This is a genomic window from Pseudomonas reinekei, assembly GCF_001945365.1.
In the GTDB taxonomy this organism is placed as follows: Bacteria; Pseudomonadota; Gammaproteobacteria; order Pseudomonadales; family Pseudomonadaceae; genus Aquipseudomonas; species Aquipseudomonas reinekei.
Genome location: NZ_MSTQ01000013.1, coordinates 40,584 through 56,555, shown reverse-complemented (window position 1 = coordinate 56,555; position 15,972 = coordinate 40,584). Strand labels below are relative to the sequence as shown.

At 59.7% G+C, this 15,972-nt stretch carries 15 protein-coding genes; 5 read left to right on the top strand and 10 right to left on the bottom strand.

The annotated features are described in order from the left end of the window. Positions 1–124 precede the first annotated feature (124 nt). On the bottom strand, positions 125–595 hold the full coding sequence (locus tag BVK86_RS20180) for a hypothetical protein (RefSeq protein ID WP_075948081.1): 471 nt from the start codon (positions 593–595) through the stop codon (positions 125–127). A 461-nt stretch (positions 596–1,056) separates the two neighbouring features. Here BVK86_RS20180 and BVK86_RS20175 point away from each other — a divergent pair, with 461 nt between their 5' ends. Next, a complete protein-coding gene (locus BVK86_RS20175; protein ID WP_075948080.1) occupies positions 1,057–1,992 on the top strand; it encodes a chemotaxis protein CheV in 936 nt (311 codons plus the stop codon). 161 nt (positions 1,993–2,153) lie between these two features. Then, positions 2,154–2,960 carry an MOSC domain-containing protein gene (locus tag BVK86_RS20170; RefSeq protein ID WP_075948079.1) on the top strand — a complete coding sequence of 269 codons (807 nt, stop codon included), beginning with the start codon at positions 2,154–2,156 and terminating at the stop codon, positions 2,958–2,960. A gap of 64 nt (positions 2,961–3,024) precedes the next feature. Here BVK86_RS20170 and ppnP read toward each other — a convergent pair whose 3' ends face one another. The 8 genes from ppnP to BVK86_RS20130 form a co-directional block, all read right to left on the bottom strand. After that, positions 3,025–3,309 carry a pyrimidine/purine nucleoside phosphorylase gene (gene ppnP / locus BVK86_RS20165; protein ID WP_075948078.1) on the bottom strand — a complete coding sequence of 95 codons (285 nt, stop codon included), beginning with the start codon at positions 3,307–3,309 and terminating at the stop codon, positions 3,025–3,027. A gap of 68 nt (positions 3,310–3,377) precedes the next feature. Next, positions 3,378–3,920, bottom strand: coding sequence for a 3'-5' exonuclease (locus BVK86_RS20160; protein ID WP_075948077.1), 543 nt, complete (start codon positions 3,918–3,920; stop codon positions 3,378–3,380). A 71-nt stretch (positions 3,921–3,991) separates the two neighbouring features. Further along, the gene (locus BVK86_RS20155; protein WP_075948076.1) at positions 3,992–5,953 is read right to left on the bottom strand and encodes an acetyl/propionyl/methylcrotonyl-CoA carboxylase subunit alpha; all 1,962 of its coding nucleotides are present in this window, start codon (positions 5,951–5,953) and stop codon (positions 3,992–3,994) included. A gap of 100 nt (positions 5,954–6,053) precedes the next feature. Further along, entirely contained in the window at positions 6,054–6,851 is a 798-nt protein-coding gene (locus tag BVK86_RS20150; RefSeq protein WP_075948075.1) for an enoyl-CoA hydratase-related protein, read from the bottom strand. Beyond that, a complete protein-coding gene (atuD, locus tag BVK86_RS20145) occupies positions 6,848–8,005 on the bottom strand; it encodes a citronellyl-CoA dehydrogenase (protein WP_075948074.1) in 1,158 nt (385 codons plus the stop codon). The genes BVK86_RS20150 and atuD overlap by 4 nt, the downstream gene beginning before the upstream one ends. Positions 8,006–8,028: 23 nt before the next feature. After that, a complete protein-coding gene (gene atuC, locus BVK86_RS20140) occupies positions 8,029–9,645 on the bottom strand; it encodes a geranyl-CoA carboxylase subunit beta (protein ID WP_075948073.1) in 1,617 nt (538 codons plus the stop codon). A 3-nt stretch (positions 9,646–9,648) separates the two neighbouring features. Next, on the bottom strand, positions 9,649–10,518 hold the full coding sequence (locus BVK86_RS20135; protein ID WP_075948072.1) for an SDR family oxidoreductase: 870 nt from the start codon (positions 10,516–10,518) through the stop codon (positions 9,649–9,651). An 11-nt stretch (positions 10,519–10,529) separates the two neighbouring features. After that, positions 10,530–12,332 carry an acyclic terpene utilization AtuA family protein gene (locus tag BVK86_RS20130; RefSeq protein ID WP_075948071.1) on the bottom strand — a complete coding sequence of 601 codons (1,803 nt, stop codon included), beginning with the start codon at positions 12,330–12,332 and terminating at the stop codon, positions 10,530–10,532. Between the two features lie 163 nt (positions 12,333–12,495). Here BVK86_RS20130 and BVK86_RS20125 point away from each other — a divergent pair, with 163 nt between their 5' ends. The 3 genes from BVK86_RS20125 to BVK86_RS20115 all read left to right on the top strand — a co-directional run bounded on the left by BVK86_RS20125 (position 12,496) and on the right by BVK86_RS20115 (position 15,128). Further along, entirely contained in the window at positions 12,496–13,119 is a 624-nt protein-coding gene (locus BVK86_RS20125) for a TetR/AcrR family transcriptional regulator (protein WP_075948070.1), read from the top strand. Positions 13,120–13,212: 93 nt separating this feature from the next. Then, on the top strand, positions 13,213–14,019 hold the full coding sequence (locus BVK86_RS20120) for a substrate-binding periplasmic protein (RefSeq protein WP_173668847.1): 807 nt from the start codon (positions 13,213–13,215) through the stop codon (positions 14,017–14,019). A gap of 98 nt (positions 14,020–14,117) precedes the next feature. After that, a complete protein-coding gene (locus BVK86_RS20115; RefSeq protein ID WP_075948069.1) occupies positions 14,118–15,128 on the top strand; it encodes a GNAT family N-acetyltransferase in 1,011 nt (336 codons plus the stop codon). 82 nt (positions 15,129–15,210) lie between these two features. Here BVK86_RS20115 and BVK86_RS20110 read toward each other — a convergent pair whose 3' ends face one another. Next, positions 15,211–15,759, bottom strand: a complete 549-nt coding sequence (locus BVK86_RS20110) for an RNA polymerase factor sigma-70 (RefSeq protein WP_075948068.1) — start codon at positions 15,757–15,759, stop codon at positions 15,211–15,213. Positions 15,760–15,972: the final 213 nt, after the last annotated feature.

The window sequence follows — 15,972 nt, the reverse complement described above, 5'->3', positions numbered from 1 at the left end:
TAAATTGAGACAAGAAGTTTGAAGGTGTCGTTAATGGATAAGTAATGTTCAATGGCGACCTGAACATGCCCAAGTAATTAGCAGTCATGACCTACATGATGGAACGCGGCTGATTTGATCGAAATCAAGCCTGGCGCTCCATATAGGTGACGAGCGTGAACGGCCGGGAATTAACCGGAGGCTGGAAATGCTGTTGACCGACCTGGAAGGCGAAGGCTTCGATCAGCGTTGTCTGTTCACTTTCATCGAGACTGAGCTGGCCGGTCTTCTGATCGATCAACTCCAGTTGCCAGGCGATCAACGTCAGGCAGTCCTTGAGCGCGCGCAAGGCTTCGTCGTGCAGGTCCATATGATGCTGTGCATGGTTGAGCAAACCATGGATGTGCAACGAAAACTCCGAAACGGCTGCCAGCGCGAGGGCATCCGCCTTGCTGGCGAGCTTGAGAAGGGTGCTGAGCATGCAGTCGATGGCGTCCTTGTCATTGCTGATCAGTTGCAAGTGACTGAGGCACTCCTCGGTTTTGGCCAACAGTGTTTCGGCTTCGACGAGAAACTCAGGGACCCGCTTCGCCCACTCTGTGCGATTGTTCGGCATGCTTATCTCCACAACGTCATGTTAAATGAGGGGATGTCGTGTGTGTCGACGAGGACGACAGTCGTCCCGACGTATCCGGTTCGTCGTGAGATCGCGCTCTGGCCGGCTGGAGTGCAGGCTGGGTAAGTCAAAAGGCTGACTGGCCACGTACTTGCGATCGCACACAAAAGCCTGACTCCATTCATGCAATGAGAATGGCGTCACATTAATGGCTATTGGATATCGCGAATATCAGGTTGCACCTGATTGTTGCTAGGGGAATCCCTTACGCAATGGAACCTGACGCGCAAACTATTGTCGCGGCGCAGGAAGATAGCAGATGAAATCACAGCGCCAGTAAAGCATGATGTTAATGTGACATCAATGTTTGAGCGCGGCATTTTACAGGGGGTCAAGGTCCGGTAAGAACAGCCGATAACCTTCTATTAGTGAATTCATCAGTACAAGCCCAGGAGTGATTGATGGCCGGCATTCTCGATACGGTAGACCAACGTACACAATTGGTGGGTGAGAATCGCCTGGAAATTTTGATGTTCCGGCTTGCCGGGCGACAGTTGTTCGCCATCAACGTGTTCAAAGTACAGGAAGTCCTGCAACTGCCAAAGCTGACCTTGATGCCCCAGCGTCATCCGTTTGTGTGCGGTGTGGTCAATCTGCGTGGTCAGACTCTGCCGGTGATCGACCTGTCCCAGGCGATCGGCATGCGTCCGCTGGTGCCGGGCCCGGGCAGCACGATCATCGTCACTGAGTACAACCGCTCGGTTCAGGCATTCCTGGTCGGTGGCGTGGATCGCATTGTCAACATGAACTGGGAGGCGATTCTGCCGCCTCCGGGCAGCGCCGGTCGCCAGCACTACCTGACGGCCATCAGCAAGGTCGACGATCAATTGGTGGAAATCATCGACGTCGAAAAAGTCCTGGCCGAAATCGTCCCGTACAACGCCAAGGTGTCCCGCGACAAACTCGAAGATCCGGTGCTGGAACGCGCCCGTGGTCGTGAAGTGCTGTTGGTCGATGACTCCAATGTGGCGCTGGCACAACTGCGCGATACGTTGGGCCAGTTGGGCGTGAAAATGCATATCGCCAGTGACGGTTTGAAGGCGCTGAACATGCTCAAGGCCTGGGCCGATACGGGTGTGAACATGACCGACAAGCTGCTGATGGTCTTCACCGATGCGGAAATGCCGGAAATGGACGGCTATCGGCTGACCACCGAAATCCGCAACGATCCGCGTTTGCGCGGCCTGTATGTGGTGCTGCACACGTCGCTGTCCGGCAGCTTCAACGACTCGATGGTCAAGAAGGTCGGTTGCGACAATTTCCTCTCCAAATTCCAGCCGGACAAACTCGTCGATGTGGTGCGCCAGCGCCTGATGCTCGACGCCGTGCCGGCGTGATCATGACCAACCCGTAGGGGCCGGTTTGCCGGCGCGGCCTTACCGACCGCATCACCAGCAACCCGGCTCCTGCAAGAACTGCGCGTGCTTCAATCTTCAGCCTTTGATTCAGCGGTCAAGCTCGTATAGGGTGGCGTTTTTGGCCCACCAGGGAGCTGGCTATGCTGCGTCTGAGCGCGCTTTATCGTTATCCGTTGAAATCCGGCAAGGGCGAGATATTGCAACAGGTCAGCCTCGACAAACTCGGACTGGACGGGGATCGACGCTGGATGCTGGTGGACGAGGATAGCGGGCGTTTCCTGACCCAGCGCGCGGTGGCGAAAATGAGTCAGCTGTCGGCACTGTGGAATGCCGAGGGCGGCCTGACCCTTCAGGCTCCCGGCCTCTCTGCTATCGATATCGCCTTACCTGGCAGCGACGCCGAACTGCGCGGTGTGACCATCTGGCGCGATACTTTGCGCGTACCCGATGCTGGTGATGCGGCGAGCGCCTGGGTCAGTGAGTTCATCGGCAAACCGACGCGCCTGGTGCAAGTGCCGCTCGATCGCGCGCGTATCACCCAGGCCGGCTATGGCAAGGACGATGATCAGGTGGCGTTCGCGGACGGTTTTCCGTTGTTGTTGATCGGGCAGGCGTCCCTGGAAGATCTGTCGGAAAAAGTCGGTCGGCCCATGGAAATGTTGAGATTTCGGCCGAACCTGGTGATCGAAGGCAGTGATGCGTTTGCCGAGGATGGCTGGAAGCGCATTCGCATTGGTGATGTCGAGTTCCGTGTAGTCAAGCCGTGCTCACGGTGCATTCTGACCACCATCGACCCACAGACCGGCGAACGCAGCGCGGACCGTGAACCCTTCGCCACCTTGCAGCAATATCGGTCCGAAGCGGATGGCGCAATGTTCGGGCAGAACCTGGTCAATGACAGTAACGGCCGGCTGGAAATCGGCATGCCGGTGACCATCCTTGAATGAAATCCGCTGAATAAAAAATGCCCGTATCCTTGGATACGGGCATTTTTTTGTGGAGCCCGGGATTTTAGCCGCGGTATTCGCACAGATAAGCGGTCTCGACGGACACTTTCAGCTGGAATTTGCTGTTTGCAGGTACGTTGAACTGGCTGCCGGCGGCGAAGGTTTCCCATGCGTCGCTGCCAGGTAGCATGACGGTCAGGGCGCCGGATACCACGTGCATGATTTCACGCTGGGCAGTGCCGAATTCGTATTCACCCGGAGCCATGACGCCGATGGTCGCCGGACCTTCTGCGGTGCCAAAGGCGATCGACTTGACGGTACCGTCGAAGTACTCGTTGACTTTAAACATGGCGATTCCTCGAAAAGGACTAAAAAGGGCCGGCCAGTATGCCCAAGGCCATTGTTGGCGTCACCTGTCTAAAGCGGCAGAACCAGGGGTAACAGTCGTGCGGTATTGCGGGCGTCTTCCAGCGCCCGGTGCTGCTGGCCGGTAAACTGCAGACCGGCCAGTTGCAGGGCGCCATTGAGCCCCAGCGGACGTTCCAGCCGTCGGGCCTTGGCAAAGCGTTGCTTGAGGTTCATGTGCTGTACACGACTCAAAACACTGTCGAGTTGCAGTCGTTGCCATTCCTGCAGCAGTTGCTTGCGGTCGTAATCGCCCCAACTGGCCCAGCCTTCAAGGCGGCTGTGATGCTGGCCGAGCCAGCGCTCGAACAAGGGCCAGACCTCGCCCAAAGGTTGCGCGCTATCGATGTTGGCCTGGGTAATATGCGTCAGGTCTCGGCAAAACGGGGTCAGCAACGGTCGCCGTAACGGTCGGACGAACCGCTGGAAGTGATCCAGTTCCCGTCCCTTGCGATCGACCAGGGTGGCACCGATTTCGATGATTTCCATCTCTGTTACTGGCCAACCACCCTCGTCGGTGGTGGCTTCCAGATCAATGACCAGCCAATGAGGCATCGCAGGGTTCCTGGTATCCGCGTCCTGATAGGTTTTGAGCGTAGCCAAACCCGACGGATCCGCCTAGCGGCTTATTCGACCTCCAGCAGAATCTGGCGATTTTTCACCTGATCACCGACCCGCACCTGCAAGCGCTTGAGTACGCCGTCGATACCGGATTTAAGCGGATGCTCCATCTTCATGGCCTCCAGCACCACCAGCAGTTGGCCTTTGCTGACTGTGCTGCCCTCGCTGACCAGCACGTCGACAATCGCGCCGTCCATCGGCGCCTTGAGCGTGCCGGAGCTGACGTTGGCCTGGCTGCTGACCAAGGCCTGGGTTCGGTCCTCCAGTGTCAGGCTGCCCGGTCGGGTAAACAGGCACAGATGTCTACCTTCGAATCGATAGGCATGGCGTTGGCGGATTCCGTCGATTTCCAGGACGGCCCAGTGTCCGTCGTTGTGGATAACGTTCACTTCAAGCGTGCGGGTGCTGACTTCAATCCGGTACGCCGCGCCCGGTACCGCGTTCACGACCACCGACCACTCCTGATCTTCCAGGCCGAGGCGATAGTGCAGCGGCACACTCGCGTTATTGCGCCATCCGGCCGTTGGAGCGCGATGCGTCTGGGACGAGGCCTGATAGAGCAGGGTAGCGGCAATCGCCAGTTGCTCAGGAGTGGGCGCATAAGGTTGCAAACATTGATGGTCGGCAAAATCCTGGGCGATCAAGCCGGTGCTGAACTCTCCACGAATGAATGCCGGGTGTTGCAGCAGGCTGGCGAGCAGGCGCTGATTGCTTTGTACGCCCAGCAATACGCTGTCCTGCACCGCACGCAGCAGCTTGCGCCGGGCTTCTTCGCGGGTAGCACCATGGGCGATGATCTTGCCCAGCATCGGGTCATAGAAGGGGCTGATGCGCTGACCTTCGATCAGACCGTGGTCGAATCGCACGCTGTCCTGCAAAGCGGGTTCCCAGCCGGCAATGCGTCCGGTTTGCGGAAGGAAACCTTGGGCCGGGTCTTCAGCATATAAGCGCACCTCCATGGCGTGACCGGTGAGCTGCACTTGCTCCTGACGCAATGGCAGCGGTTGTCCATCGGCAATGTTCAACTGCCAGGCCACCAGATCGAGCCCGGTGATCAGCTCCGTCACCGGATGCTCCACCTGCAGGCGCGTGTTCATTTCCAGAAAGTAAAACTGCCCGCGTGCATCGAGCAGGAATTCCACCGTGCCGGCACCGACGTAGTTCACTGCACGCCCGGCCTTGAGCGCCGCTTCGCCCATGGCCTGGCGCAATTCGCCGGTCATTACCGGGCAGGGGGCTTCTTCGATGACTTTCTGGTGCCGGCGCTGGATCGAGCAATCGCGTTCACCGAGGTAGATCAGGTTGCCATGTTGATCGCCGAACAACTGAACCTCAACATGCCGTGGCTCGATCAACGCCTGTTCAAGAATCAGTTCGCCGCTGCCAAACCCGTTCAACGCTTCAGAGCGCGCCGTGCGAATCTGCTCGAGCAAAGCCCCGGCGTCGTGCACCAGACGCATGCCGCGCCCGCCGCCGCCGGCGCTGGCCTTGATCATCAGCGGATAGCCGATGCGTTCGGCTTCGCGCTTCAGGGTCGCGTCATCCTGTTCGGCGCCTTGATAACCCTGAATGCAGGGCACACCCGCTTCGATCATGGCGATTTTCGACAGGCGTTTGCTGCCCATCAGTTCGATGGCTTCAGGACTGGGACCGATGAAAGTGAGGCCGGCCTGATGGCAGGCGCGGGCGAAGCTGGCGTTTTCCGAGAGGAAACCGTAACCGGGATGGATCGCATCGGCGCCGGTGCGCCGGGCGGCGTCAATGATCGCCGGGATGTTCAGGTAGGACTGTTGTACCGGGGCCGGGCCGATGTTGACGGCTTCGTCGGCCATTTGTACGTGCAGTGCTTCGGCATCGGCATCGCTGAACACGGCGACAGTGCGATAACCCAGCGCCTGGGCGGTGCGCTGGATGCGGCAGGCGATTTCACCGCGGTTGGCAATGAGGATTTTGCTGAATCCGGGCATGTTCTGTTCCCTGGGTTTTTGCGGTGAATGTGATGGCCCCATCGCTGTCAAGCGAGCCCCCACACAAAACCTTGTGGGGGCTGGCTCGCCAGCGTTGCTTTTAAGAGGCCCACCCCGGTTTACGCTTCTGCACAAAGGCCATCGTCCCCTCGACGCCTTCAGTCCCGGTTACCGCGTCGCTGAACCACTCGGCTGCCTGGTCGAGCAGCGCATCCGAAGGTTGCCCGGCACTGGCCAGCAACAATTTTTTGGTCGCCGCATTTGCCCCGGGGGCGCAGCAAAGTACATGGGCCAACACCTCATCGAGACGCTCGGCCAAGGCTTGCGGGTCATGTTCGACAAAGTGCACCAGGCCCATTCGCCGCGCCTGGTTGCCATCGAAGCGCGCCGCCGTCAGCGCCAGTCGCCGGGCCTGGGTCAGGCCGATGCGCTGGACCACAAACGGCGCGATTTGCGCCGGCAGCAGGCCGAGGCTGGTTTCCGGCAGGCCGAATTGCGCCGAATGATCGGCCATGGCGATATCGCTGACACAGGCCAGGCCCAGGCCTCCACCGAGCACGGCACCTTGCAGCACGGTGATGACCACTTGCGGCGCGTGTTGCACCTCTTGCAGCAGCGCACCGAACACCCGGTTCAAATCGCGGTGCGCGCTGGAGCCTTGGGCGCGGGCGTTGGCCATGTCCTTGATGTCGCCACCCGCGCAAAAATGCCCACCGGCACCGCCGATGACCAACGCCCGAATAGCGCGGTCATCGTGAATCGCCGCCAGCACTGCGCGCAGTTCGCTCACCATCTGCAAGCTCATGGCATTGCGGCTGTCCGGACGATTGAGGGTGATGTGCAGCACGCCGTTGTGCAGTTCCAGCAGCAGCGTCTGGCAATCGGGTAGCGTGCTCATTTCTTTTTCCCCGGCAGGATGCCCATCAGTTTGCAGATGATCCCCAGCATGATTTCGTCGGCACCGCCGCCAATCGACACCAGCCGCACATCGCGGTAGGCGCGGGCCACCGGGTTGTCCCACATGAAACCCATGCCACCCCAATATTGCAGGCAACTGTCGCTGACTTCGCGGCCCAATCGACCGGCCTTGAGTTTGGCCATGGACGCCAGGCGGGTGACGTCCTGGCCTTTGATGTACTGCTCGGTGGCCTGATAGACCAACGCCCGCAGGCATTCGATTTCGGTTTGCAGTTCGGCCAGGCGGAAGTGAATCACCTGATTGTCGATCAGCGCGTTACCGAAGGTCTTACGCTCCTTGCAATACTCGATGGTGCTGTCGACGCAGTATTCCAGGCCCTTGATCATATTGGCCGCGCCGAACAGGCGTTCCTCCTGGAACTGCAGCATCTGCATCATGAACCCCGCGCCTTCATGGCCGATGCGATTGCGCTGCGGCACGCGCACGTTGTCGAAAAACACCTGAGCGGTTTCCGAACTGCGCATGCCGAGTTTGTCCAGGTGCGAACTGAGGCTGATGCCCGGCGTGTTCATCGGCACCATGATCAATGATTTGTTGATGTGCGGTTTGTCGTCCGACGTGTTGGCCAGCAGGCAGATGAAATCGGCGCTCGGCGAGTTGGTGATCCACATCTTGCTGCCGTTGATCACGTAGTCGTCGCCATCCTTGCGCGCGGTGGTTTTCAATCCGGCCACATCGGAACCGGCACCCACTTCGGAGACGCCAATGCAGCCGACCTGCTCGCCGCTGATGGCCGGGCGCAGGAACTCGTCACGCAGTGCATCGGAGCCGAAACGCGCGAGGGCCGGGGTGCACATGTCGGTCTGCACGCCGATGGACATCGGAATGCCGCCGCAATGAATGGTCCCGAACTCTTCGGCGGCGACAATCGAATAGCTGTAGTCGAGGCCCATGCCGCCGAATTTTTCCGGTTTGGATATGCCCAGCAGGCCAAGGTCGCCGGCCTTGCGGAAGATATCGTGGATCGGAAAACGCCCGGCCTTTTCCCATTCTTCGACGTGGGGGTTGATCTCGTGCTCGACGAATTGGCGGACGGTGCGGCGCAGTGCTTCGTGTTCCTGGGTGAAGATCATTTTTATTGTTCTCCTGATCGCCCTTAGAAGCGGGCTACACCAAAACTGTTGGCTTGCAGCGGCCGCACTTCGGCCTCCTGACAGATATCCAGCAAGTAACCGAGCAAGGTCCGGGTATCGCGCGGGTCGATCAAACCGTCGTCCCACAGGTTGGCGCTGCCGTAGAGCGCCGTGGACTGGCTGTCGAGCTTCTGCGCTGTGACCTGTTCAAGCATGTCGAGCATTTTCGGATCAGGCACCAGCCCGTCCTTGGCCTGTTTGGCTTCGGTGACGATGCGCAACACTTTGCCCGCCTGCGCGCCGCCCATCACCGCGGTGCGGCTGTTGGGCCAGGCAAAGATGAAACGCGGGTCCAGGCCGCGACCGCACATCGCATAGTTGCCAGCGCCGTAGGACCCGCCGACAACGATAGTCAGTTTCGGCACGCGGGCATTGGCCACGGCCTGAATCATCTTGGCGCCGTGCTTGATCACACCTTGCTGCTCCGATTCGGTGCCGACCATGAACCCGGTGGTGTTATGGAAAAACAGCAACGGCGTCTGGCTCTGGTCGCACAGCTGAATGAACTGCGCTGCCTTGCTTGCACCCTTGGGCGTGATCGGGCCGTTGTTACCAATGAAGCCGCAGGCGCGGCCCTGGATTTTCAGTTGCCCGCAGACGGTTTGCTGATCGAACTCGGCCTTGAATTCGAGGAAGTTCGAAGCGTCGGCGATGCGGGCGATGATTTCGCGCACGTCGTAAGGTTTTTTCGGATCATCCGGAATGAGCCCCAGCAGTTCGTCGACGGGGTAGAGCGGTTCTTCCCAGCGCAGTTCGGGTAACCATTGCAGTTGTTCGTTCCAGGGCAGCATGCCGACAATCTCGCGCACCTGACGCACGCCATCGGCATCGTTTTCCGCCAGGTATTCCGCGGTGCCGGCTGTTTGTGCGTGCATTTCGGCGCCACCCAGTTCTTCGTCCGTGGCGATTTCTCCGGTCGCCGCTTTCAACAGCGGTGGCCCGGCGAGAAACAACTTGGCCTTGCCGCGTACCACCACCACGTAGTCCGATAGCCCGGGTTGATAAGCGCCACCCGCCGTGGCTGAACCGTGCACCACGGTGATTTGCGGCAGGCCCATGGCTGACATCCGCGCCTGGTTGGCGAAGCTGCGCGCGCCCTCGACGAAAATCTCCGCCGCGTAGTTGAGATTGGCGCCGCCGCTTTCGGCGAGGGTGATCACCGGCAATTTGTTTTCCATGGCGATCTGTTGCAGACGCAGGGATTTTTTCAAGCCGCTGGGGGAAATGGTCCCGCCCTTGATTGCGCTGTTGTTCGCCACCACCAACACCCTTACCCCGGACACATAACCGATGCCGGCGATCAAGCCGCCGCCGGCCGAACTGCCGTCCTTGTCATCGTGCAGTTTATAGCCGGCCAGGCTCGCCAGTTCGAGGAACGGCGCTCCGGGGTCGAGCAGCAGATTGAGGCGTTCGCGGGGCAACAGTTGGCCGCGTTTATCGAATTTGGGTTTGGCTTGGGCAGCCTTGTCCAGCAGGTTCTGTTCGAGGGCGCGAACCTGTTCGACAGCGCTGAGCATCGCCGCACGGTTGTGTGCGAACTGTTCGCTGTTGGCATCGAGTTGCGACTGGATCACCGGCATGGGTTATTCCTTGTCCTTGAGGACATCAGGAAGGTAGGCGCGATGGAAGCCGTTATACGATTCGCTGTTGGTCGCCTTGTGAATCGGCCATGCCCGTCCGCCAAGGCTGGCGGCACCGTCGATGCGCAAGGTGCTGCCGCTGATGAACGCAGCGGCCGGGCTCAGCAGGAATACGATGGCGGCGCTGACTTCCGATTCAGTACCGATGCGCTTGAGCGGCACGTGTTCGCGCAAGGTTGGAATCACCGCCTTGAACGCACCTTCGTAGGTGTCCATGCCGCTGGAGGCAATCCAGCCCGGCGCCACGGCGTTGACCCGTACCCCGGCATAACCCCACTCGAACGCTGAGGTCTTGGTCAGGTTGTCCATGCCCGAGCGCGCCGCTCCCGAATGCCCCATGCCCGGCATGCCGCCCCACATGTCGGCGAGCATGTTGACGATGGCGCCGCCGTGTTTGCTCATGGACTGGTTGAACACTTCCCGGGCCATCAGGAAACCGCCCACCAGGTTGGTGCGCATCACGGTTTCGAAACCTTTCTGGTTGATCGAGGCCAAGGGCGACGGGTATTGCCCCCCGGCATTGTTGACCAGACCGTGAATCGGGCCGTGTTTACGGATCAGTTCGCTGACCAGATGCATCACCGCTTCTTCCTCGCGAATGTCGCAGGTGCTCCAGTCAGCCTTGCCGCCATCTTCCACAATTTCGCCGGCGACGGCTTTCAATTTGTCGGCCTTGCGCCCGACCAGAATCACATGGGCGCCGAGGGCCGCCAGTTCGTGCGCAGTGCAGCGGCCGATGCCACTGCCGCCGCCGGTGACGATGATGTTCTGGCCGGCAAACAGATCAGTTCTGAAAATCGAATCGTAGGCCATGGCGCAGTCCTCTATTTGACCTGGTCGGCGATGCGCTGCGGCACCGGAATCTGGATGTCCAGCAGCTGCTGGGCGAAAGCCTTGCCTTGCGGATCGATTCGCAGGCTGGCGACACCGCCGCCGCCGAGGGCGTTTTCCAGCAAAAAATTCAGGCTGTGGCTGGCGGGCAAATACCAACGCTCCACACGACCGTGCACCGGATCGAGGACATGGCTCATCCAGTCGACGATGACCTCGGGCGTCAATGCCTCGGCGATCCACGGCAGGTACTCTGGATCGCGGGCCATCACGCCGATGTTGCTGTGATTGCCCTTGTCGCCCGAACGCGCCACCGCGAGTTTGACCAGCGCCACGCTGGCGTCGGCCAGCCCCGTGGGCTTGGGTGGTTCCAGCGGTGCCGGCAAGTCCGCACTGTCGAGCACATCGAGGGCGGGCAGGGCGCACGGGTGGCGCTGGCCCATGAAATCAATCTCCAGCGAGCAGACGCTTTTGTCGATCAGGAACGAGAACAGCCGGATCAACGGATAGACCGTCGGCCGTCCGCCGACAATCCCGGTCAGCCCCGGCGCCATGCCCGTGGCAGCCTGAGCGATTTCCCGGGAGAACACGATCAACGCCTGTTTGTTCGGGTGACGCACCGCGAGCTTGATCACCACTTCGCGGCTGTCGTGCCGTTGCCCATGGGGACCGTAGGTGGCCTCGCTGCCGAGCAGTTCGATGTTCACGTCGCTGTAGGGTGGCCAGCCGCGCCGGGTGAATATTTCCGAGGTCTTGTTGATGATTGCTTCACTGACGCGCCGGGCCTTGTCCACCGCATCGATGCCGGCGATCAGGCAACTGGCGGTGCATCGGAAACCATCCGGGTAGGTGGCACTGACCTTATATTGATCCGTTGGCGGCAGGCCTTTCGCGCCGTGCACCTGTACGGCATTCTTGCCTTGCTGATGCAGTTTGACCTGAGTGAAGTCGCAGACCACATCGGGCAGCAGATAGGCCCGCGGATCGCCGATTTCATAGAGCATCTGCTCACCCACCGTCAGCGGTGTGACCAGGCCACCGGAGCCTTCGGGTTTGCTGACGACGAACTGGCCGTCGGCGCTGACTTCGACGATGGGGAAACCGATGTGCTCATAGTCGGGCACCTCGCGCCAATCGGTGAAATTGCCGCCAGTGCACTGGGCGCCGCATTCGATGATGTGCCCGGCCAGTGCCGCCTGAGCCAGTTTGTCGTAGTCGTGCCACGACCAGCCGAATTCATGGACCAGCGCGGCGCTGACCACCGCGCTGTCAACCACGCGCCCGGTGATTACGATGTCCGCGCCCAGCCGCAAAGCCTCGACGATGCCCGGTGCGCCGAGATAGGCGTTGGTCGAGACGCACATCGGTGGCAGCGGGGCGCCGCTGAACATTTCATGGATGCCCCAGGTGCTCAATGATTTGAATTGCGGTTGCAGGTCATCGCCCAGCAGCACGGCGATCTTCAAGGAAACACCGGCCTTGTCGCAGGCTGCTTGCAGGGCGGCGGCACAGGCTTGCGGATTGACCCCGCCGGCATTGCTGATCACCCGGATATTGTGATCGGCGAGTTGCGGGAGCAGGGGGCCGAGCACTTCGACGAAGTCACTGGCATAACCGCTCGCGGGGTCTTTCATGCGTGCGCCAGCCATGATCGACAGGGTGATTTCGGCCAGATAATCGAAAACCAGATAGTCCAGACAACCGCCTTCCACCAGTTGCGCGGCGGCAGTCGAGGTATCGCCCCAGAATGCGCTGGCGCACCCAATGCGAATTGTTCTTGGCGCAGTCGAATCCATAACCACCTCCAACAGAGTGCATCGAGACTACCAAGCAAGCGCTTGGTTTGTAAATGGCGGAAAATATCTTCTTCCCGAGCGCTTGCTTGGTTCGGGCCGTCAGCTTAAATTGCCCGCGCAACCCCGCTGTTTTAGCGGTGATCACGACTGTAGGAGAGATCGGGTGGATGAGCAAAAAGCCCTGAGGGTCATGCGCGAATTGGTCGACAGCGGCCAGTTGACCGATCCGGACAGTGCCCGTGGCAAGTTGCTGCAAGTGGCAGCTCACCTGTTTCGCAATAAAGGCTACGAACGCACCACCGTACGCGACCTGGCCGGTGCAGTGGGCATTCAGTCGGGCAGCATTTTTCATCACTTCAAAAGCAAGGATGAAATCCTGCGGGCGGTGATGGAGGAGACCATTCGCTATAACACCGCGTTGATGCGTGCGGCCATTGCCGAGGCCGGCAGTGTGCGCGAGCGCGTACTGGCGCTGATCCGTTGCGAATTGCAGTCGATCATGGGTGGCAGCGGCGAAGCCATGGCGGTGCTGGTCTACGAATGGCGGTCGTTGTCCGAGGACGGCCAGGCTCAGGTGCTGGCGCTGCGGGACATTTATGAAGACATTTGGCTGCAGGTGTTGGGTGAAGCCAAAAGCGCCGGTTTCATCCGCGGTGATGTGTTCATCACGCGACGTTTTTTGACCGGGGCGCTGTCCTGGACCACCACCTGGTTTCGCGCCGGTGGCAGCATGAGCCTGGATCAACTGGCCGACGAGGCACTGATTCTGGTATTGGAGGAGAAGTGATCGGGTGGATGGGTTGGCAGGAAACTGGCTAACTGGGCGAAACCGCCTAGCTTGAATGCATTGATGCAGTACTTTGGGGAGTGGCTTGTCTTGATGTCTTCGCCAATTCGGACGGCTTCGCGGCTTTTGCTGGCGGCGCTCGTGGCGTTATGGGTGCTGCCGTCCCAGGCTGCGCAGCTGGTGCGCATCGGTGCCGCGCATTTTCCGCCGTACACCGTGCGCCCGGAATCCGGTGCCGACACCGGCTTGCTGCCGCAACTGGTCGAGGCGCTGAACGCCCTGCAAAACGACTATCAGTTCGTGCTGGTGCCGACGTCCATTCCTCGACGCTTCGGTGACTTCAAGCAGGGGCGTATCGACATGGCGATCTTCGAAAACCCCGCCTGGGGCTGGAAAGACATTCCACACATTGATGTCGACATGGGCCTGGAAGACGCCGAGATTTTTGTTGCACAACGTCAACGCGAGGGCCATGCGGTTCGCCAGCAAGATTATTTTGCAGACCTGACCGGCAAGCGTCTGGCGCTGTTCAGCGGCTACCACTACGAGTTCGCCAACTTCAATGCCGAGGCCCAGTACCTCGCCAAAAACTACAACGCCACGCTGACCTATTCCCACGACAGCAACCTGTTGATGGTGTTGCGCGGCCGCGCCGACATCGCGTTGGTCACGCGCTCCTACCTCAACGACTATTTTTTACGCAATCTGAATGTGGCCAATGAGTTGCTGGTGTCCGAGCGCATCGATCAGATCTATCACCATTACGCCATCCTTCGCCCGGCGGCGCCCATCAGTGGCGAAGCGTTCGGCAAGCTGCTGCAGGGCTTGCGGGACAATGGCCAGATGCTGAAGATTTTCGAGCCTTATAAGATTGCGGTGGTGCCTGTCCCGGGCAGCTGAGATCGTCTCTTCAGATCAGCTAATGACCGGATTTTCTTAAATTTCCCGCTGCGGCTGACGTCACAGGGTTGAACTGTCGACGATCGTGAGCCCCACCCATGTCCAATCTGAATGACCTGACTGCCCTGGCGTTACCCTCAGGCAGTCGTCTTGAAGCCGATGAAACCGAAAACCGCCTGAGCCTCAGCCTTGACGGCCAATCGCTGGTCCAGCTGCGGCTCAGTCGCGACCCCGAGTTGAAGGTGCAACGAGAGGAAGGCGGTCACCTCGACACCTCGGCTGTGTGGGCTGCCTGTTACTGGCTGTTCGCCCGTGATCCGGCCTGCCAGCGTCTGGTCTGGCAACTCGATGAAGCCCCGACCGAGGCTTTGCTCAGCGGTTTGCTGATCCCCACGCAAACGGCCGGTCACTTTCGTTGCGAGCGCACACTCTTCTGGCAGCTGCCGCAGCCGTGGCGAGTGCAGTCGATGACCTGCAGCTATCCCCAGCAAATGGTCATCAGTGATGGCAAGCGCCATCCCTTGCGACCGATCAAGCCACGCGGCGAGGTTTATCGGCGTTTCGATGCGCGGCTGGGGATGTGGATTTCCCTGCGCACGGTGGATATCGATGCCGATCTGGCGCGTTTCAACCGGTGGCAGAACAGTGCGCGCGTCGCGAGTTTCTGGCAGGAGGAGGGCAGCCTCGAACAGCATCGCGAGTACCTGAGCAAACTCGAAGCCGACCCCCACACCCTGATGCTGATCGGTAGTTTCGACGATCAACCGTTTGCCTATTTCGAAGCCTACTGGGCCAAGGAAGATCGCATCGCACCGTTCTATGATGCCGGCGATTATGACCGTGGCATTCACATGCTGGTCGGCGAAGAAAACCACCGTGGCCCGCACAAGGTCGCGAGTTGGTTATCGGCGTTGGTGCATTACCTGTTTATTGATGAGCCGCGCACTCAGCGGGTGGTTGCCGAGCCGCGCGCCGACAACGCCAAGATGATCGGGTACATGCAGGATCAGCGGTTTTTCCGCGAGAAAGAGTTCGACTTCCCACACAAGCGTGCCGCTTTGATGGCGTTGGGGCGTGAGCGGTTTTTTGATCGGTGCGAGTTGGTGTGATAGGCACGACTCAAGATCTGTATTGATCTTGAGTCTGCCATCGCTAGCCTGCTAGCAATTGGAGCGACACAAATTCCAGATGTTAACGACGAACAATACTGTCCGCCCGGGTGCCCGACACCTTGCGGCAGTGCACCAGCGCATCGCGAATCATGAAGTTCACCAAGGTTGGCGAGACGCCGAGTTCCTTGGCGATGTCCTTCTGCGGCACACCGTGCAAACGGTACATCTCGAAGGCGTAACGGGTGCGGCTTGGCAGCTCTGTCAGCGCGTCGGCGATGTTTTCCAGGGTCGAGAAATTGATGTGCGATGTTTCCGGTGAAGCCCCCTGGATCACTACGTTCAGGCCTTCCTCTTCAGGTCCGGAATACTTCTGCTCCAGTGCCTGCTTGCGGTAGTGATCAATCGCCAGGTTGCGCACGATCTGGAACAGATAGCTGAGCTGAGCCTTGAACGAGGACGTGATTTGCGGCGCGGATTGCAGCCGGAAGAACGCATCCTGCACCACGTCTTCAGCGCGAGATCGGCAGCCGGTGATGCGGGCCGCAATCTTGACCAGAATCAGTCGATTGTCGACGAATGCCTGAAGTAGCGGCGAATCGCACCTGCTTGTGGAGACTTGTTCCGTCATGGAAATCACCCTGCTGCCAAAAGGTTAGTGGGACGACGAGAAGTCCTGGGCCGCCCTACACATCGAGCGACAAATTATGTTGAATGATAATGATTGTCAATTGAGAAAGAGAAGTAATGCGCCTTGAAGGTTCAGAGTGCGAACTGCGACACGCTGACGCACGTGCTTAGCCCCCTGGCCAGGTTAGCGCGCAAGCCTGGCGACTAATTATTT